Source organism: Enterococcus sp. FZMF (assembly GCF_030263915.1).
GTDB classification, from domain to species: Bacteria; Bacillota; Bacilli; order Lactobacillales; family Enterococcaceae; genus Enterococcus_D; species Enterococcus_D casseliflavus.
On sequence record NZ_CP127160.1, the window covers coordinates 1,083,699 to 1,100,808 of the forward strand.

A 17,110-nucleotide genomic window follows, 5' to 3' on the forward strand; every position below is an offset into this window, starting at 1 on the left:
ATGAAAAAAACGTAAGTACTTCTTTTTTATAGAGAGTGTTTTAATTTTATTGCGCAAATTCGGCAGCTTTTGTTCCTGCTTGGCGTCCGAAGATGATGATATCGGCAACGGCATTACCGCCAATTCGGTTTTCACCATGCAACCCACCAGTTACTTCACCGGCTGCAAAAAGACCTGGAATGATCTCGTTATCCGTAGCGATCACTTCTGTGTTGGTGTTGATCTTCACGCCGCCCATCGTGTGGTGGATACCAGGTGCGATGGCAATGGCATAGTAAGGTCCTGTTGACAAATCGTTGTCCATTGCTGTGCTGCGTCCAAAGGCTTCGTCTTCACCAGCAGCTACACTGCTGTTCCACGTAGCGATCGTTTCAGCAAGCGCTGCTTCTGGCATGTCCAATTCTTTTGCTAATTCTTCGATCGTGTCAGCGGATTTGACTAACCCTTGTTGCTCGTAAAAATCAATGGCTGTCACGCGTTCTTTGACACCTGCATCAAAAACTAACGTTGCTGATTTTTCAGGTAGGGCAATGATCGCTTCAGAGACTTTGTCTCGTGTTTCCATTTCATTGAAGAACCGTTCGCCTTCTTGATTGACCAAGATCGCGCCTTCTCCACGGACAGCTTCAGTGATCAACAGTGATTTAGACTGATCCACTGTTGGGTGGATTTGGATTTGCTCTAAATCAACCGTTTGTCCACCTAATGCTTCGATCATTTTGATCCCATCACCAGTCGAACCCTCTTGGTTCGTTGTCACGTAGTCTGCCAATTCTGGTTTGTATTCGGTGATCATGTCGAAATTGGCACCGAAACCGCCTGTTGTAACGACAACTGCTTTGGCATCAATGGTTTGTTCGGTTCCTTCTACTTCAACGGTCACCCCGTTGACTTGACCATCTTCTTCATTGATTTCTTTGACATCGGCATTCACAAAAATTGGGATTTCCAATTCATGGATGTTGCGCATCAAGCCATCAACTAAGTATTCCCCAACAGCAGAACCATCCGATGGACGGTGCGTCCTTTTTTCACTCATCCCGCCAGTCGTTGTTAAGTTGTCTAAAGTGATACCCATGGAATCTAACCAATCGATTGCTTCTGCTGAATGATCCACAAAGTAGCGCAACAATTCTTCATCATTGGTGTTGTGACCACCAGCTAATGTTTCTTCATAAAATAAATCGTTTGAATCTTCGATGCCTTCTGCTTCTTGGAATTTGGTTTCTGAAGCGTTCATTCCTGCAGAAGATTTCAATGTATTCCCACCAGAAATTGGCATTTTTTCTAAAATAACTGGGTTTGCGCCAGCTTCTTTTGCTTGGATCGCAGCGGCCATTCCAGCGCCACCTGCACCGACGATAACGACATCGTAGCTGTCTGCAAGTTCGCTAGGGTCTGTGTATTCTTGACCAGATGCAGCAGAAGTTGCATCTGTTTCTTCATTAGCAGATGAACCAGTACTTGAGCTGCTGCTTGTTTGTGAATCAGCGCCACAAGCACTCAAAGTTGCTAACGAGGTTAGGACTAATAGTGTTTGGAAAATTTTCTTCATTGTTTTTATTCCTCCTAAAACTTTTTCCAAATCAAAGACTAACATAGTTGTCATGTTATTTTTAGCTTTTGTTCGAAAAATCACATAATAATTAGAAAAGTTTAATTTATAAAGCGTTTTAGTCGAGATGAAAGGGTTTCTTGGTCATCATAAAAAAGAGTGAATTCGTGAATTTGTGGAAATAGAAGAATTATTGATTCTTTGATTTGTTTGGTATTCATCATGAAGGGAGAAAGCGAAGAGGCTTTGATTCGCCTCTCTTCTGTTATTGAAAAAACGTACGTCACTGAGGTGCCGAGGAATGATCTCTTTTATTAAGAATAAATCGAATGCTTTGCGCTCAAAAGATAGAGAGAAATTGATGGCATCCGTGTTTGTGGGCACCAACTTTTACTCAATAAATAAAGATAGAATCTTAGTTTTCAAGAGTCATTGCCAAGAAACTGCGGTGTTTCTTAAAAAAATCAAGAGAACTGTCTTGCAAAACAAATCCTTTCTTGTATAATAAAAATAAGTTAGGTCTACCTAAAAAAATAAATAAACTATCCTTAACTATGGAAATGGAGTGGAAATAATGATTACTTTTTCAGAAATATCCGCAGCCTATGATGGCGATCATCAAGTGATCTCGGATTTGTCGTTTCAAGTAGAAAAACCGTCGATCGTAGGGATCATTGGTCCAAATGGGGCGGGGAAGTCGACGCTGATTAAAGCGGCGTTGAAATTGATCCCTTCCAGTGGGAACATGAGTGTCGACAAAAAAGCGTTAAAAGACTTTCAAAAGGAAATTGCCTATGTCGAACAAAAGACCGCGGTTGATTACACGTTTCCGATCACAGTCAAAGAAGTCGTATCTTTAGGGTTGTATCCTAAGATGGGCATGTTCCAAAGGATGTCGGCAAACGATTGGCAGAAAGTGACAGCCGCTCTGGCAGCGGTAGAAATGGAATCCTTTGCGGAACGTCAGATTGGGGAATTGTCCGGCGGGCAGTTTCAGCGGGTCTTGATTGCTCGAACGTTGGTGCAAGATGCCAACTATATTTTCCTCGATGAGCCCTTTGTAGGGATCGATGCCACCAGTGAAGCGATCATCGTCGGCCTGTTGCGTAACTTGCGAGATGCTGGCAAGACGATTTTTATCGTTCACCATGATCTGGGGAAAATCACCGAATACTTTGATTACTTGGTTCTGCTCAATCAAACCCTGATCGCTGCGGGACCAGTCAGTGAAGTCTTTACCGAGAGCAATTTGAAGCAAACATTTGGCGATGCGATCATCGTGAAAGGAGGCGTTTAACATGTTGACAAGCTTTTTTACGAGTTTAAGTAACTATCATTTCTTGCAAAATGCCTTGATCACGGCAGTCGCGATCGGGATCGTCGCAGGGGTGATCGGTTGTTTTATTATCTTACGAGGGATGTCCTTGATGGGGGATGCAATCTCTCATGCGGTCTTACCAGGGGTAGCCTTGTCTTATATCTTCGGCGTTCATTTTTTTGTCGGGGCGATCTTCTTTGGGATCTTGGCTTCCATGATCATTACCTATATCGCCAATAACAGCTTGATCAAAAGCGATACGGCGATCGGTATCACCTTTAGTTCGTTTCTAGCTTTAGGGGTTATCTTGATTGGAGTAGCAAATAGTTCGACTGATTTGTTTCACATTTTGTTTGGGAATGTGCTAGCGGTGCAAGACAGCGACAAATGGCTGACGATCGCTATCGCTATCCTTGTGCTGGCAGTGATCATCCTCTTCTTCCGTCCACTGTTGATCACGTCTTTTGATCCGATGATGGCAAAGGCCTTTGGGATGAAAGTGCAAGCCTATCACTATTTATTGATGTTCTTGTTGACTTTGGTTTCAGTGACAGCGATGCAAAGCGTCGGAACGATCTTGATCGTGGCTCTGTTAGTCACTCCAGCAGCAACAGCTTATCTTTATACAAAACAATTGAAGCATATGATGGTCATCGCAGGGGTTTTAGGTGGTTTCGCCTCATTTATTGGCTTGTTTATCGGGTACAGCTTTAATATTGCCGCAGGATCAAGTATCGTTTTGACCGCAGGAGCCTTTTTCGTGATCGGTTTTTTGTTCTCACCAAAACAAAAGACCAGTCCAGTCAAACGCTGGTCAGCGACAGCGGTTTTAGCAACGGCAGCTGTAGCTGGTGGCTTCTTTTTGGCACAGCAAAACGGACAGATGGCCCAAACAGAAGGGAAACTTTCAGTAGTAGCGACCAATTCGATCATTGCTGATATTACGGAAAACATTGCCGGTGATCGAATCGATCTTCACAGTATCGTACCAGTGGGGCGTGATCCCCATGAATATGAACCTTTAGTGGAAGATGTTCGAAAAGCGACCGATGCCGATCTTATCCTTTACAACGGCTTGAATCTAGAAACTGGCGGCAATGGCTGGTTTACCAAATTGATGAACAATGCCAATAAGGTAGAAAATGAAGATTACTTTGCCGTCAGTGATGGCGTGGATGTGCTTTATCTTTCTGACGATGAAGACCACAGCAAAGCCGATCCTCATGCCTGGTTAAATCTAGAAAACGGTATGATCTATGCCCGCAACATTGCTCAACGCTTGAGCGAAAAGGACCCTGACAATCGCTCTTTCTATGAAGAAAACCTTGAACGCTACTTGGCTTCATTAGAAGAACTGGATCAGCAAGCGAAGGAAAACTTCCAATCGATTCCCGAAGAGAAGAAATTGATCGTCACCAGTGAGGGAGCCTTCAAATACTTCTCCAAAGCCTACGGTGTACCGTCTGCCTATATCTGGGAAATCAATACCGAAGAAGAAGGAACCCCTGCGCAAATCAAGAACTTAGTGGATCAGCTGCAAAATTCAGCCGTCGCTTCCTTGTTTGTCGAAAGCAGCGTCAATACTCGTCCGATGCAAAGTGTTTCTCGTGATGCAGGTATTCCGATATTCGGAACCGTCTTTACCGATTCGATTGCAGAGCCGGGAGAAGAAGGCGACAGCTACTATAACATGATGAAGTGGAATCTCGATACGATTTATCAAGGCTTGAATCAATAATGCAAAAAACATCCTTAGCTCGTTCTGGCTAAGGATGTTTTTTCGTCGTATTTTTGTGCTGGAGAAAGGCAAAGAGATAAAATCCGCAGCCCATCAAAGCAGCAAGAAAAGCGATGACAGGAAAGTACAACCCCTGACCGTATACATAGGCTGTATAAGCGAAGAAGGCGATCAAAAACCAAAGCGTTCCCGAGATGAGCATTTTTTGGTTCCTCCTAATTGTTGAAAAGTGTTTATTTAGTATATTTTAACACGGTAGGCGAAAAAAGAAAATCAGCGAATCGAACGTTTGCTGAAACGAGTCGCTGATTTTTTCCCAATTGCACCGATGAACAGTTAAGAAACGTTCAATTGCTGTTGCGGTTCTAAATGGTAATAAAGGATCTCAGGTGGGACACCGAGTCGGGCGGGAATCTTGGTCATACCAACCCCGCTGGAAACACTTAATAAGGTCTCATTGCCTAAAAGGTAGAGCCCATCGGTATATTTCAACGCGCCCTTGGTTTTCGCATAATAAAAAGGCAAGCGAATCTGCCCGCCATGGCTATGGCCAGAAAGAATCAAGTCGAAGTTTGGCAGATTGGTGATCCGAGAAACATAATCGGGTTCATGGAGCAAAAGCAGCTGCCATTCTGCTAAGGTTGCTTCATAGGTAAAACTGACTTTCGGACTTTCTATATCGATACCGACAATATTCATCGACGTCTTGTCATCAGAACCAAAAACCGACTCATTATCAAGTAAGGTAAACCCTGCATGCTGGTATATTTCCTTAACAAAGTAATGCCCGTCATTCAAATGGTCATGGTTCCCCATAACTGCGATCTTACCCAGAGGCGCTTGCAATTTTTTCAGCTTTTCGATCAGTCGCTTGGTTGAACGATGCGGCCATTTTTTATAATTATCGATCAGATCCCCCGTGATGATGATCAGATCCGGCTTGTTTTGGATCGTTGATCGAATGATGCGATTCATTCGCCGTGGTTTGTACCAACGAGAAAAATGAAGGTCGCTGATATGGGCGATCACGAGATTGCTTTCTGCTTGATAAAGATCGTAAGCCTTTGAAATATCTAAGACGGTGCGCTTGTCTTTTTTTATGAGGTAGTGCCGTTGTTTGAGAAGATGCGGTTCAATAATAAAGGAGTAAACTAGCAAGCCCGTAAGGAGGAATGCAATAAGAATGAGGGTGTACATGGCGTGGCTCCTTTTTTGATTTGCTAGTTTCTAGCATAGTAGATTCTTACAAAAAAAGCAATCATGCGAAAGCAAAAATAACAAAAAATATCCATCGTATTTCGTTTGTTTCTTCCATAAAAAAAAGATACAAAAGAGGCTGTAATAGCCGACTTTTGTATCCTAGATCGTAATTATTTGATTTTCACCAAACGTTTAAAGCGTGCTTTGTGTTTGACGGGGATCAAAGCCATGACACAATCATAAGGGACGGAGATGATCGCCCATGCGAGACTTTTACTTGAAGCAAAGGGATAGTTTTGCTTTAAGACAAAATGGCCACTGATCAAGGCAAAACCGATACTGCCGACCCACAGCCATTGAGGGTCCCAATTCGTAAAGTGTTGGAGGGCTGTGATGATAAAGGGATAGCCGTAAAAGTACAATGCAGTCAAAACGAAAGTGACGTTTTTGGTTAATTGACGCAGGGTCAGTAAGAAAAATAAGCCAGAAAGAACGATACCCAATGGCGGGAACAGACTAACTAAGAAGGAATACACGATGCCCCATACGATCATGCCAGGTCCTTTGACGAGAGCGGCTAAGACAAAGACAAAAAGTAGGAATAAGAGCTGTTGCGAAAAACTTGCTGCTGTCAAAAGTCCGAAGAAACCAACCAATAACCAGTGAGAAAAAGTCGCTGTTTGATTCTTTTGTGGTGTCTGCTGCTGCAATTTTAGCCAGGTAGCAAAATTCGGGAAATCATGCTGGAAATTTCGCTGAAAATCGCTGTTGAATGCTTGATGGGCATTTTGCTGCCGATAGTAATGATATTGATGTTTTAACGTGCCTTTCGTGGCTGCTTTTTGGCCAGAAAAAAAGCGGCCGGGATCAATTTTTGATCGTTCCATATTTCCACCTCCATACGATTTCGTTACCCTCAGTATAGAGAAAATCAGCTTCGGCGTCCTCCAACTTTGGGCGGATTTTTTTTGCTTGCTGAAAGTTTTCTTAAACTGCTGAAAAAAGCGAAGAGGATTCGTTTCTTAAACCGTCAAAATATGCTAGAGTATAGAAGGACTAAGGAGGAGATTTCATGATTTTTGATTCTCATACACATTTGAATGCAGAACAGTTTAACGAAGACATTCCCGAAACGGTCGCCCGTGCGCAAGAACTAGGAGTAACGGAGATGGCGGTCGTCGGTTTCGATCAGCCAACGATTGAAAAATCGTTAGCATTAAGCAAAGAATATCCTGGCATTTACAGTATTATCGGTTGGCACCCAACCGAAGCTGGTTCTTATACCCCACAAGTGGAAACCTATTTGCAAGAGCGCTTGGAACAACCAAAAGTCGTTGCCCTAGGTGAAATCGGTTTAGACTATCACTGGATGGAGGATCCGAAGGAAGTTCAAGAAAAGGTCTTTCGTCGGCAAATGGCGATCGCCCGTGAACATCAGCTGCCCATCAGTATTCATACCCGTGAAGCCTTAGAAGATACCTATGCGATTTTAAAGGATGAAAAAGTCCAAACGATCGGCGGCATCATGCACAGCTTTAGTGGGGACGGCGAATGGGCGAAAAAGTTCTTGGACCTAGGAATGTATATTTCCTTTAGTGGTGTCGTGACCTTCAAAAAGGCGAAGGAGGTACAAGAAGCTGCGCAAGTCGTGCCACAAGATCGGCTGCTCGTTGAGACTGACGCGCCGTATTTAGCCCCTGTTCCTTATCGTGGCAAGCGCAATGAACCGGGCTATACTCATTATGTAGTGGATAAAATCGCGGAGCTGCGGCAAGAAGCGGTGGCTGATGTTGCGGCCTACACGACAAAAAATGCCCATCGCTTGTTTAGGATCAATGACTAGTAAACCGAAAATCGAAGAAATCATTGTCGTCGAAGGCAAAGACGACACCCGCCGATTGCAAGAAGTGTTCGATGTAGATACCATCGAGACGATCGGTTCGGCGATCGATGACACGATCCTTGATCAAATCGAGCACGCCCAAGAGACACGAGGGGTCATCGTGTTTACCGATCCCGATTTTTCGGGAGAAAAGATCCGCAAAATCATTATGGAAGTCGTTCCTGATGCCAAGCATGCCTTTTTACCGCGCAGTCAGGCAGCACCGAAAAGCAAGGGCAGTTTAGGCGTGGAACACGCCAGCCATGAAGCGTTGAAAGAAGCCTTGCGAAAAGTCGTAACCCCGATTGCTTCAAATGAAGTCAATGAGGGGACCATTGATCGGCAACAGTTGTTAGCGTATGGCTTGATCGCAGGGGCTGGAGCGAAAGAGAAACGAGAGCGGTTGGGGGATCTTTTACGCATCGGCTATACGAACGGCAAACAATTAGAGAAGCGGCTGGCAATGTTTCGTATCACCGATGCAGAATTGGCAGAAGCAATGAAAATAGTGGAGGAAGAATTGTGAAGGAAGAACGGGATATAGCAACCCCCTCAAGAACCAAAGAGATTTTAGCGAAACATGGCTTTACCTTTAAAAAAAGTTTAGGGCAAAACTTCTTAACAGAACCGAATATTTTACGGAAAATCGTAGAAACTGCAGGCATCGACGAGACGACAAACGTCATTGAGGTTGGTCCTGGAATCGGTGCGCTGACCGAACAGTTGGCAAAACATGCCAAGCAAGTGTTGGCGTTTGAAATTGATGATCGGTTGATCCCAGTGTTAGCCGACACAATGCAGCCATATCAAAATGTGAAAATCATTCATCAAGATGTCTTGCAAGCAGATCTGGCAACGACCATTCAGTCAGCATTCAGCGATACGGCTGCTTCATTAAAAGTTGTCGCAAATTTGCCCTACTACATCACTACGCCAATTATGATGCACTTTTTAGAGTCTCAGGTAAAAGTAGATGAAATGGTCGTGATGATGCAAAAAGAAGTGGCAGATCGAATCTCAGCAGTTCCCGGGACTAAAGCCTATGGCTCGTTGTCGATCGCTGTGCAATACTACATGGAAGCAAAACTGGCATTCATCGTCCCGAAAACCGTTTTTGTGCCCCAACCGAATGTTGATTCGGCTATTTTGAAATTGACGCGTCGATCACAACCAGCAGTCGCAGTCACCGATGAAAAAGAGTTTTTCAAATTAACGAAAGCAGCCTTTCAGCTGCGTCGTAAAACCCTTTGGAACAATTTGCAAAATAGCTATGGAAAAGATGAAACAACCAAACAGTGGTTGGCAGACAGCTTAGAAGCAAGTGGGATCGATCCGAAACGACGTGGAGAAACGCTGTCGTTAGCGGAATTTGCCAAATTAAGCAATGAAATGCAAGCGCGTAAAGGATAACTTCAATAAAAACGGATGTTGAATAAACATTCGTTTTTTTGTGTCTTGACACCTCGTGGAAATACCAGTAGAATAAGCAAGACAGAACTGTCATGACACATTGAAGGAGAGAGTATAAATGAAAAATCATTCCATTCGCCATTTAACGATCGCTGCATTGTTGATCGGCATGGGGATCGTCATTCCCATGGTAATGCCCAAAATCGTCATCGGACCAGCATCTTTTACCTTAGCTAGCCATGTGCCCGTCTTTGTGGCGATGTTCTTTTCACCTGCGATGGCGATCGCGGTAGCTTTAGGAACGACCTTTGGCTTTTTCTTAACACTGCCACCAATCATTGCTTTACGGGCATTGTCCCATGTTGTTTTTGCCGTCATCGGTGCCTTTTATTTACAGAAGCACCCAGATATTTTACTGAAAAATGGCAAACCCTCTTTATTGAATATCAAATTTCAGAGCTTTAACTTGATTATCGGATTGATCCATTCTGCCGTAGAAATGGCAGTCGTTGCCGCCTTTTACTTCACAGGAAATGTACCAGGGACCGCATTCGATGGTAATTTCTACTATTTCTTGTTCGTTTTGATGGGGATCGGCGGTTTGATCCATAGCTTGATCGATTTCAATTTGGCTTATTTTGTTGCAGGTGCCTTAAGCAAACAATTTGATATTCGTTCGTTTTCAAAAGCAAAAGGACGCTTTATTCAGAAACAGAAGAAAGCGGCATAAGCGCCAGTTTGAATAGACCCGCTGCCTAAACGGGTCTATTTTTTTGTGTTTAGATTAAGAAAATACTCCTTCCTAAAAAGTTTATTATAGTGAAATAATAAACAGAAATAAGTTATAATATACAAGAGGAGGAAGTAGATGAAGAAGAAAAAGTTAAAACGGTTACTTTTAGGTATGTTCGTCTTGATGCTCTTCTTTCTGCTGATTTTTTATGACAGTAAGAACGGGCAGTCCCCCTTTGAAAAGATAGAGGATGAATTGACACTAGCACTTTCGGATGAAGAACAAACACCAGAGCCTGAATACAGTGAGGTTATTCAATTGGATGTTCCGTTAGAAAATCAATTCGATGAAGTGGCGTTAGGGAATGGCTGTGAGGTAACGGCTTTATCGATGCTCTTGAATTTTTACGGATTTGATACCAATAAAAATCAATTGGCGGAAGAATTAGCGTATGTCCCGCTTTATGAGGATTATTATCACCATGGAGATCCGCGAGAAGGCTTTGTTGGAAACATCTATGACGGTGATAGCGCGATGGGGGTTGACGTAGAACCGATCACCGATGTCGCCGAAAGGATTGTAAAAGAGCAATACGAAGTTGTTAGTGGACGAGACAAAAGCTTTGATGAGATCGTCAAAGTACTTCAATCTGGGAAACCAGTTTGGATGATTGCGACGTTAGAATTACAAGTACCTACCGATGCGGATTTCTTTCAATGGAATACCCAAAATGGCGAAATCCTTGTGACGGCATTGATCCATTCGGTGGTGATCACAGGCATCGATGGGGAGACGATGTATGTCAACGACCCTTATGGACATAAGGATCGTGAAGTCAGCAAAGAAGACTTAGCAGCGATCTATGAAAAAATGGGTCAGCAATACTTATATTTAGAAGAAATCTAAGAAAAACCCCTAACTTGCCGTTGACAGTAAATGAAAAAACAATTATAATTTTTTAAAATTAAACAAAGAAATCGATAACGTTGAAGAGAAGAGTAGCAGATCAACAAAGGTACAGAGACTCCGGTTGGTGAAAAAGGAGACATGCGGTGATCAGTGAAGATGAGCTCTGAGTTTTTTTGTTGGTTCACGCCAGCAAAACGGCATGCGCCCGTTACAGCGCCAAGTATCATAGTGTACTGTTGAGGTGTTATTTGTGAGAATAGCACGAATTAGGGTGGTAACGCGCATCAAGTCGTCCCTTTTATCCGTAAGGATAAAAGGGCGGCTTTTTTTGTTTCTCACAGCCGAAACTATTCGCCTTCTTTTCAACAAGAAATTTATCTGTAAGGAGTTGAAGCAATGCCGATCATTATTCCCAAAGAACTACCCGCTGCAGCGGTCCTGCAAAAAGAAAATGTCTTTGCCTTACTGCAGCATAAAGCGGCGAAACAAGAGATTCGTCCCTTGAAGATCGCAATCGTCAATCTAATGCCGAAAAAGATCGCCACAGAAAATCAATTGCTGCGCCTGCTTTCCCAAAGTCCGCTGCAAATTGAAGTAACTTTACTGAAAATGAAGTACCACGAAAGTAAAAACACGTCTGTCGATCACATGGAAAAGTTCTATCAAGAATTCTCAGTGATCCAGTCCCAACGATTCGACGGCTTGATCATCACTGGTGCCCCTGTTGAAAAAATGGCCTTTGAAGCCATTGATTATTGGCAAGAACTGCAAGAGATCATGGATTGGAGCCAGACGAATTGCACTTCAGTCCTGCATATTTGTTGGGGGGCACAAGCTGGTCTTTATTACCATTATGGTATCGACAAAGTGTTGTACCCAAGCAAGTTGTTCGGCGTCTTCGAACAAGCAGTCACGCATTTTCATCCGCTCGTTCGCGGTTTTGACGACGTCTTTTATACGCCCCATTCGCGCTATACTGGCATCGATGAAGGCCAGCTCGCCCAAGCGCCTTTAGAAATATTGGCAGCGGGTGTTGAAACAGGGCCTTCCATCTTCGTATCAGAAGATCATAAAAATGCCTTCTTGCTAGGGCATTTTGAATACCACACAACGACCTTGAATGAAGAGTACTTGCGAGACATGGAACGGGGCTTAGCTACCGCATTGCCCAAAAATTACTTTGCCTATGACCGTTTAGGCGGAAAGATTACCAACCGTTGGCGGGGACATGCCTCTTTGTTTTTCAGCAATTGGATCAATGAAACCTATTTGCGAACGCCGTATGACCTGTCCGTCACGCCGACGAAAGAAGGATACCGAATTGGCAGTGAGCCAGAAGGTCGGGTGAGTATCAATGACGATTGAGCATTTTCTCTCCCACTATGCTAGACAGCGAAAAGGCACTGATTCTTTAAAATGGGATCTTGTGGATCAACGGTTCCAAGGAGAAAAGCTTTTGCCTTTATGGGTAGCTGATATGGATTTTGCTGCGCCAAAGGCAGTGGAAGAAGCCTTGCAGCAACTGGTTGCTCAAGGAACCTTTGGCTATGCGATTCCCCCCTCAGGCTATTTTTTAGTCTATCAAGCTTGGCAAGATCGCCACTGGGGGACGAAATTCGAAGAAAAATGGCTCTCGTTTTCCACAGGGGTCGTCCAATCTTTGGTTGATTTGCTTCATTGTTTCACAGAACCAGACGATGGCATCTTGATCCAGCCACCCGTCTATTATCCCTTTTTTGACAGCATCAAAGAGACGAAAAGGCGCTTGATAGAAGCACCCTTGCAAAAGGTGGGGAATTCTTATCAAATCGATTTTGTTGCTTTTGAAGCCAAAATCATTGAAGAAAAAGTGAAACTATTTATTCTCTGCTCCCCCCACAATCCAGTAGGGCGGGTCTGGCAAGAGAAAGAATTGCATCAGTTATTGGCCATTTGCCAAAAACATGAGGTTGTCGTGATCGCCGATGAGATCCATCGTGAGCTGATACTCGGTGAGCAGCAATTTGTTTCAGCCGTGACAGTGGCACAGGGGTTCGGCTTTGAGAAGCTGATCGTTCTGGATTCGCCCTCAAAAACTTTCAACTTAGCAGGATTATTGCTCTCTCATGTTTGGATTCCTGATTTAGAGATGCGTAGAGCCTATGAGGAGTGGTGCCGACAATACAAGCAGACGGAAGTCAATCGTTTGGGATTGGTGGCTGCGAAAGCCGCGTATGAATCGGGGGATCAATGGCTAGCGGACCTGCTTTTGGTGATTGCTGCCAACGAACAAATGGTCCGCCAGCAACTGCAAGAAGCATTTCCCAAAATTGAGGTCCTGCCATTAGAAGGAACCTATCTTCTCTGGGTGGATCTGCGGCAAGTCATTGCCAAAGAACGAACCAAGCACGTGATCCAAGATACTGCCGGTCTGGCAGTCGACTATGGGGAATGGTTTTCACAAGACGGTCAGGGCTTGATTCGTCTGAATCTTGCGACAACACCGACGATCATTCAAGAAGCCCTTGATCGCATGATCGAGGCAATCAAAAAGGAGGAACGACATGACGATTGATACAGCAACTTTTCTGGCACAATTAGGCAATCATTCGGATCAGCAAACTGGGGCGATCAGCCCACCGATCTATCTTTCCACGACCTTTGCTCATCCCGAGTTAGGGCAAAGTACTGGCTATGATTATACCCGTACCAAAAACCCGACCCGTGATATCTTAGAAGCAGGTCTTGCTGAATTAGAAAAAGGAGCTCGGGCAGTAGTGACCAGCTCTGGCATGAGTGCGATCGCTTTGATTTTTGACTTATTTACCAGCGGGAGTCGCTTTTTGGTTTCTCGTGATTTGTATGGCGGCAGCTTTCGCTATTTTGCAGAATTGGAAAAAAGCCAACGGGCATTCTTCGATACCTTCAGCACTGTAACAGAATTAAGTGAAAAATTAACTGACGAGGTAACGGCTGTCTTTTTAGAGACCCCAACGAATCCTTTGATGACCGTGACGGATATTGCTGAAACCGCCAAGCTTGCTCACGACCATGGGGCGCTGCTGATCGTAGATAATACCTTTTTGACGCCATTACGACAGCTGCCCTTAGAAGAAGGCGCGGATCTAGTGATCCATTCAGGCACCAAGTTCTTATCAGGTCACAATGATATTTTGGCTGGCGTCGTGATCGCCAAAGATGCGCAAGTAGGGGAGCGCTTGAATTATTTAGCCAATACTTCAGGCCCGACCTTGAGCAGCTTTGATACGTGGTTATTTATCCGAAGTTTAAAGACGCTGCCGTTGCGCTTTGAACGACAGGAAGCCAACGCCAAGGAAGTTGGCCGCTTTTTACGAGCCCATCCGGCGGTCAAAGAGGTGCTGTACCCAAATGCAGGGGCGATGATCAGTATTCGGGTGCTTGATGAAACCAAAATCAGCGGCTTCTTAGCGGCATTAAAGGTCTTTACCTTTGCGGAAAGCCTGGGTGGTGTGGAAAGTCTCATCACGTATCCAACGACACAGACCCACGCAGATATTCCTCAAGAGGTACGAGAATCTTATGGATTGACGCCGGATCTTTTACGGATCTCCATTGGGATCGAAAGTAGTAAAGATTTGATTGATGACTTAGAAAATGCACTGAAGATATTCAAATAACCCAACCACAGATCAGCTAGTGAAAAACTTACTTTTGTAGAGTAATTTTATTGACAGTTTTAGTTGTATAGGATAAAGTTACACTACATATGAATAGTGAGTCCGATGTTTTCGGTTGACGGCAACAGGGATTAACCATTTCTCCTTTGAAAAAGTAGGTTGTTTTGAGAAACAGAGGGGAAATTGGTCTAGTTGGGCCATTCGACAAGGAAATAGGACGATTGATCTGAGGAGGGAACAAAAGGGGAAAAAAGGGATGAAAAGAAATGTAGTAAATGTGTTGACGACAGGAGTGATTGGGCTGTTTGCCTTGTTTAGCTTGGCTGCTTGTGGCACCAACCAAGCGGATGAAGAAACGACCGTCGTCAAATTAGGTGTCGTTGGCGAACAAAATGAAGCCTGGGAACATGTGCAGGAAGAATTGAAGGAAAACGAAAATATCGACTTGCAACTGGTGAAGTTCATCGATTATCGCCAACCAATCGTCGCATTAGAGGATGGGTCAATCGATCTTCACGCAGCATTGACGGAAATTTTTATGGATAATGTCAACGAAGAAAGTGGTTATTCCAACACGACGATTGCGTATACGACATTAAACCCACTTGGTATTTATTCCGATAAAATCACTGATGTCAGCGAATTGGCAGATGGTGCTACGGTGGCTTTACCCAATGATGTGTCAAATGAAAGCCGCGCACTATTACTCTTACAAACGGCCGGTTTGATCACTTTGGATGAATCAAAAGGGTTACTGCCAACAACCAGTGATGTCACTGAGAATCCCAAAGCCTTGAAATTTGAGCTGCTTGATTCCAATCAAACGGCTCGGGCAATGACCGATGTCGACATCTCTTTGATCAACAACGGCATGGCAGTCGATGCTGGCTTGGTTCCTACAGAAGATGCGATTTTCTTAGAACCTGTGGCTGACTCCTCCACGCCCTATTATAATGTCATTGCTGCGCGAGCAGACGAAGCAGAAAATGATGTGTACCAAACGGTCGTAGCGTATTATCAGACCGATGAAGTAAAAGCAATTATTGACGAAGTTACCAAGAAATCAAGTATCCCTGTTTGGGAATAAAAAGCAAAAAATCTACTATAATTATATAGGAACAGGAAGTAGGATGGGAAAATGATCAATTGGAAAAAAGGTTTAGCAAGTGTTGCCGTCGTCGGACTAGGATTCGTTCTAGCAGCTTGCGGTGGATCAAATACAGAGGAAACGGCAACCAGCAGTGCAGCTGGTGCTGGCGATGATGCAACATTCACTTATGCCATCAGCGGGGACCCATCGTCCACCAACCCGATCAACACCAGTGATCGCTGGGGCTTGACAGTGACAAACATGATCTATTCTCCACTCGTTACAGTGGAAGCAGATGGAACGACGAAAAATGCGTTAGCGGAATCAGTGGAACCGGCGGAAGACGGCCTTTCATTGACCGTGCATTTGAAACAAGATGTCAAATGGTCAGATGGCGAAGATTTTACCGCCGATGACGTTGTTTTCACGTATGAACAAAAAGTCAAAAAAGAAAACGGCAATGCCGATTCGCTTTGGGTCGACGACCAGCCGATCGCGATCGAAAAAGTGGATGAATACACCGTGAAATTTGTGTTGCCAACACCGAGTGCAGCAGCAATCAGCAATATCGCAACCGAAACATACATCATTCCAGAGCACATCTTTAAAGATGTTAGCGACTTTTCGGTCAGTGAACTGCCTGAAAAACCAGTTGGTACGGGTCCATATCAATTGAAAGAATACAAACGTGGTGAGTACTTTACTTTTGAAGCCAACGAAAACTATTATGGCGGCAAGCCTTCGATTCAAAACGTGACCTTGCGGATCATTGAAAGTACTGATACGGCCAAAGTTGCTTTGCAAAAAGGGGAAGTTGACGCAGCCGTTGTTTTGCCTTCAGATATCGAAGACTTAGATGATACGCAAATTTCTGTTTATCCCTATACAGAAAACCGCATTGGATACTTAGGCTTAAATACTCATTCAGATGCATTACAAGATGTGAAGGTCCGTCAAGCAGTCTTATATGCTTTGAACAAAGATGAATTAAATCAAGCAGCGTATTTAGATGAAGACTATTATGCAACACCGTATTCATTCTTACCACCGAACAATCCATACGTTACCAAAGATGTCGAGAAATATGAAACAAATGCTGAAAAAGCAAAAGAGCTTTTACAAGAAGCAGGTGTCACTGATTTGTCATTGAACTTGGCGTTCAACTCAACTGATCCAGCTCAAACGATCCAAGCTACGTTGATCCAACAACAATTGCAACAAGCAGGCATCACAGTTACCCTTGAAGGGGGCGATGGTACTGCGATCTTCACTGAGTTGAAAAAACCTGATTCAACGAAATACAACCTGTTCCTTGGCGGGTATATCATGGGGAATGACCCTGACTTATACGGCAGTTTATTCGAAACTGGCGGCAGTGCCAACTACTTCCAAAGCAATAGCGAAACCATTGACAATTTGTTTGCGCAAGCAGCAGTTGAATTGGACACAGACAAGCGTGAAGCATTGTACGATGATCTGCAAAAAGCCATTGCTGACGAAGCGATCATTTACCCAATCGTTGACAACAAGAAAATCTTAGCGGTCAATAACCGAATTGGTAATGTAGAAGATGCAGGCTTGATCCCAATCTATACATTCGAAGATATGTCTAAATTGACAATCAAGTAAATCCATTG

The 17,110-nt window shown here is 43.9% G+C and carries 16 protein-coding genes; 12 read left to right on the top strand and 4 right to left on the bottom strand.

The genetic code is table 11. The features are described 5' to 3' along the window. Window positions 1-46: 46 nt before the first annotated feature. Window positions 47-1,555 (bottom strand): flavocytochrome c, encoded by a 1,509-nt coding sequence (locus QN079_RS05210; protein WP_289230486.1) that lies wholly within the window; start codon window positions 1,553-1,555, stop codon window positions 47-49. A 574-nt stretch (window positions 1,556-2,129) separates the two neighbouring features. Between QN079_RS05210 and QN079_RS05215 the strand changes: the two genes are divergently transcribed. Next, window positions 2,130-2,852, top strand: coding sequence for a metal ABC transporter ATP-binding protein (locus QN079_RS05215; RefSeq protein ID WP_010747795.1), 723 nt, complete (start codon window positions 2,130-2,132; stop codon window positions 2,850-2,852). A gap of 1 nt (window position 2,853) precedes the next feature. Beyond that, complete coding sequence (locus QN079_RS05220) at window positions 2,854-4,611, top strand: metal ABC transporter permease subunit (RefSeq protein ID WP_005225531.1); 1,758 nt, start codon at window positions 2,854-2,856, stop codon at window positions 4,609-4,611. A 28-nt stretch (window positions 4,612-4,639) separates the two neighbouring features. Here the strand turns inward: QN079_RS05220 and QN079_RS05225 are convergent, their stop codons facing one another. The 3 genes from QN079_RS05225 to QN079_RS05235 form a co-directional block, all read right to left on the bottom strand. Further along, window positions 4,640-4,813, bottom strand: coding sequence for a hypothetical protein (locus QN079_RS05225; RefSeq protein ID WP_010747796.1), 174 nt, complete (start codon window positions 4,811-4,813; stop codon window positions 4,640-4,642). A gap of 134 nt (window positions 4,814-4,947) precedes the next feature. Then, window positions 4,948-5,808, bottom strand: coding sequence for a metallophosphoesterase (locus tag QN079_RS05230; RefSeq protein WP_010747797.1), 861 nt, complete (start codon window positions 5,806-5,808; stop codon window positions 4,948-4,950). A gap of 173 nt (window positions 5,809-5,981) precedes the next feature. Further along, window positions 5,982-6,698 (bottom strand): hypothetical protein, encoded by a 717-nt coding sequence (locus QN079_RS05235; protein WP_010747798.1) that lies wholly within the window; start codon window positions 6,696-6,698, stop codon window positions 5,982-5,984. A 185-nt stretch (window positions 6,699-6,883) separates the two neighbouring features. On the opposite strand from QN079_RS05235, the gene QN079_RS05240 reads away from it, so the two are divergent. The 10 genes from QN079_RS05240 (at window position 6,884) to QN079_RS05285 (ending at window position 17,102) form a co-directional block, all read left to right on the top strand. Further along, the gene (locus tag QN079_RS05240) at window positions 6,884-7,654 is read left to right on the top strand and encodes a TatD family hydrolase (RefSeq protein WP_010747799.1); all 771 of its coding nucleotides are present in this window, start codon (window positions 6,884-6,886) and stop codon (window positions 7,652-7,654) included. Next, entirely contained in the window at window positions 7,647-8,219 is a 573-nt protein-coding gene (gene rnmV, locus QN079_RS05245) for a ribonuclease M5 (RefSeq protein WP_034695433.1), read from the top strand. The genes QN079_RS05240 and rnmV overlap by 8 nt, the downstream gene beginning before the upstream one ends. Next, window positions 8,216-9,103 (top strand): 16S rRNA (adenine(1518)-N(6)/adenine(1519)-N(6))-dimethyltransferase RsmA, encoded by an 888-nt coding sequence (gene rsmA, locus QN079_RS05250; RefSeq protein ID WP_005225536.1) that lies wholly within the window; start codon window positions 8,216-8,218, stop codon window positions 9,101-9,103. Before rnmV ends, rsmA begins: the two co-directional genes overlap by 4 nt. A 118-nt stretch (window positions 9,104-9,221) precedes the next feature. Next, a complete protein-coding gene (locus QN079_RS05255; protein WP_005225537.1) occupies window positions 9,222-9,833 on the top strand; it encodes a hypothetical protein in 612 nt (203 codons plus the stop codon). Between the two features lie 138 nt (window positions 9,834-9,971). Then, on the top strand, window positions 9,972-10,742 hold the full coding sequence (locus QN079_RS05260; protein WP_010747801.1) for a C39 family peptidase: 771 nt from the start codon (window positions 9,972-9,974) through the stop codon (window positions 10,740-10,742). A gap of 399 nt (window positions 10,743-11,141) precedes the next feature. Continuing rightward, a complete protein-coding gene (locus QN079_RS05265; protein WP_010747802.1) occupies window positions 11,142-12,110 on the top strand; it encodes a homoserine O-succinyltransferase in 969 nt (322 codons plus the stop codon). Further along, a complete protein-coding gene (locus tag QN079_RS05270; protein ID WP_010747803.1) occupies window positions 12,100-13,299 on the top strand; it encodes a MalY/PatB family protein in 1,200 nt (399 codons plus the stop codon). Before QN079_RS05265 ends, QN079_RS05270 begins: the two co-directional genes overlap by 11 nt. Beyond that, window positions 13,289-14,383: an aminotransferase class I/II-fold pyridoxal phosphate-dependent enzyme gene (locus tag QN079_RS05275; protein ID WP_016608218.1), complete on the top strand. Its 1,095-nt coding sequence runs from the start codon at window positions 13,289-13,291 to the stop codon at window positions 14,381-14,383. The genes QN079_RS05270 and QN079_RS05275 overlap by 11 nt, the downstream gene beginning before the upstream one ends. Window positions 14,384-14,639: 256 nt before the next feature. Further along, window positions 14,640-15,470 (top strand): MetQ/NlpA family ABC transporter substrate-binding protein, encoded by an 831-nt coding sequence (locus tag QN079_RS05280; RefSeq protein WP_010747806.1) that lies wholly within the window; start codon window positions 14,640-14,642, stop codon window positions 15,468-15,470. 51 nt (window positions 15,471-15,521) lie between these two features. Further along, entirely contained in the window at window positions 15,522-17,102 is a 1,581-nt protein-coding gene (locus QN079_RS05285) for an ABC transporter substrate-binding protein (RefSeq protein ID WP_010747807.1), read from the top strand. Window positions 17,103-17,110 lie beyond the last annotated feature (8 nt).

Coding starts and splice junctions, on each gene's coding strand:
- QN079_RS05210 (WP_289230486.1), bottom strand. CDS start 1,555: ATGAAGAAAATTTTCCAAACACTATTAGTCCTAACCTCGTTAGCAACT.
- QN079_RS05215 (WP_010747795.1), top strand. CDS start 2,130: ATGATTACTTTTTCAGAAATATCCGCAGCCTATGATGGCGATCATCAA.
- QN079_RS05220 (WP_005225531.1), top strand. CDS start 2,854: ATGTTGACAAGCTTTTTTACGAGTTTAAGTAACTATCATTTCTTGCAA.
- QN079_RS05225 (WP_010747796.1), bottom strand. CDS start 4,813: ATGCTCATCTCGGGAACGCTTTGGTTTTTGATCGCCTTCTTCGCTTAT.
- QN079_RS05230 (WP_010747797.1), bottom strand. CDS start 5,808: ATGTACACCCTCATTCTTATTGCATTCCTCCTTACGGGCTTGCTAGTT.
- QN079_RS05235 (WP_010747798.1), bottom strand. CDS start 6,698: ATGGAACGATCAAAAATTGATCCCGGCCGCTTTTTTTCTGGCCAAAAA.
- QN079_RS05240 (WP_010747799.1), top strand. CDS start 6,884: ATGATTTTTGATTCTCATACACATTTGAATGCAGAACAGTTTAACGAA.
- rnmV (WP_034695433.1), top strand. CDS start 7,647: ATGACTAGTAAACCGAAAATCGAAGAAATCATTGTCGTCGAAGGCAAA.
- QN079_RS05255 (WP_005225537.1), top strand. CDS start 9,222: ATGAAAAATCATTCCATTCGCCATTTAACGATCGCTGCATTGTTGATC.
- QN079_RS05260 (WP_010747801.1), top strand. CDS start 9,972: ATGAAGAAGAAAAAGTTAAAACGGTTACTTTTAGGTATGTTCGTCTTG.
- QN079_RS05265 (WP_010747802.1), top strand. CDS start 11,142: ATGCCGATCATTATTCCCAAAGAACTACCCGCTGCAGCGGTCCTGCAA.
- QN079_RS05270 (WP_010747803.1), top strand. CDS start 12,100: ATGACGATTGAGCATTTTCTCTCCCACTATGCTAGACAGCGAAAAGGC.
- QN079_RS05275 (WP_016608218.1), top strand. CDS start 13,289: ATGACGATTGATACAGCAACTTTTCTGGCACAATTAGGCAATCATTCG.
- QN079_RS05280 (WP_010747806.1), top strand. CDS start 14,640: ATGAAAAGAAATGTAGTAAATGTGTTGACGACAGGAGTGATTGGGCTG.
- QN079_RS05285 (WP_010747807.1), top strand. CDS start 15,522: ATGATCAATTGGAAAAAAGGTTTAGCAAGTGTTGCCGTCGTCGGACTA.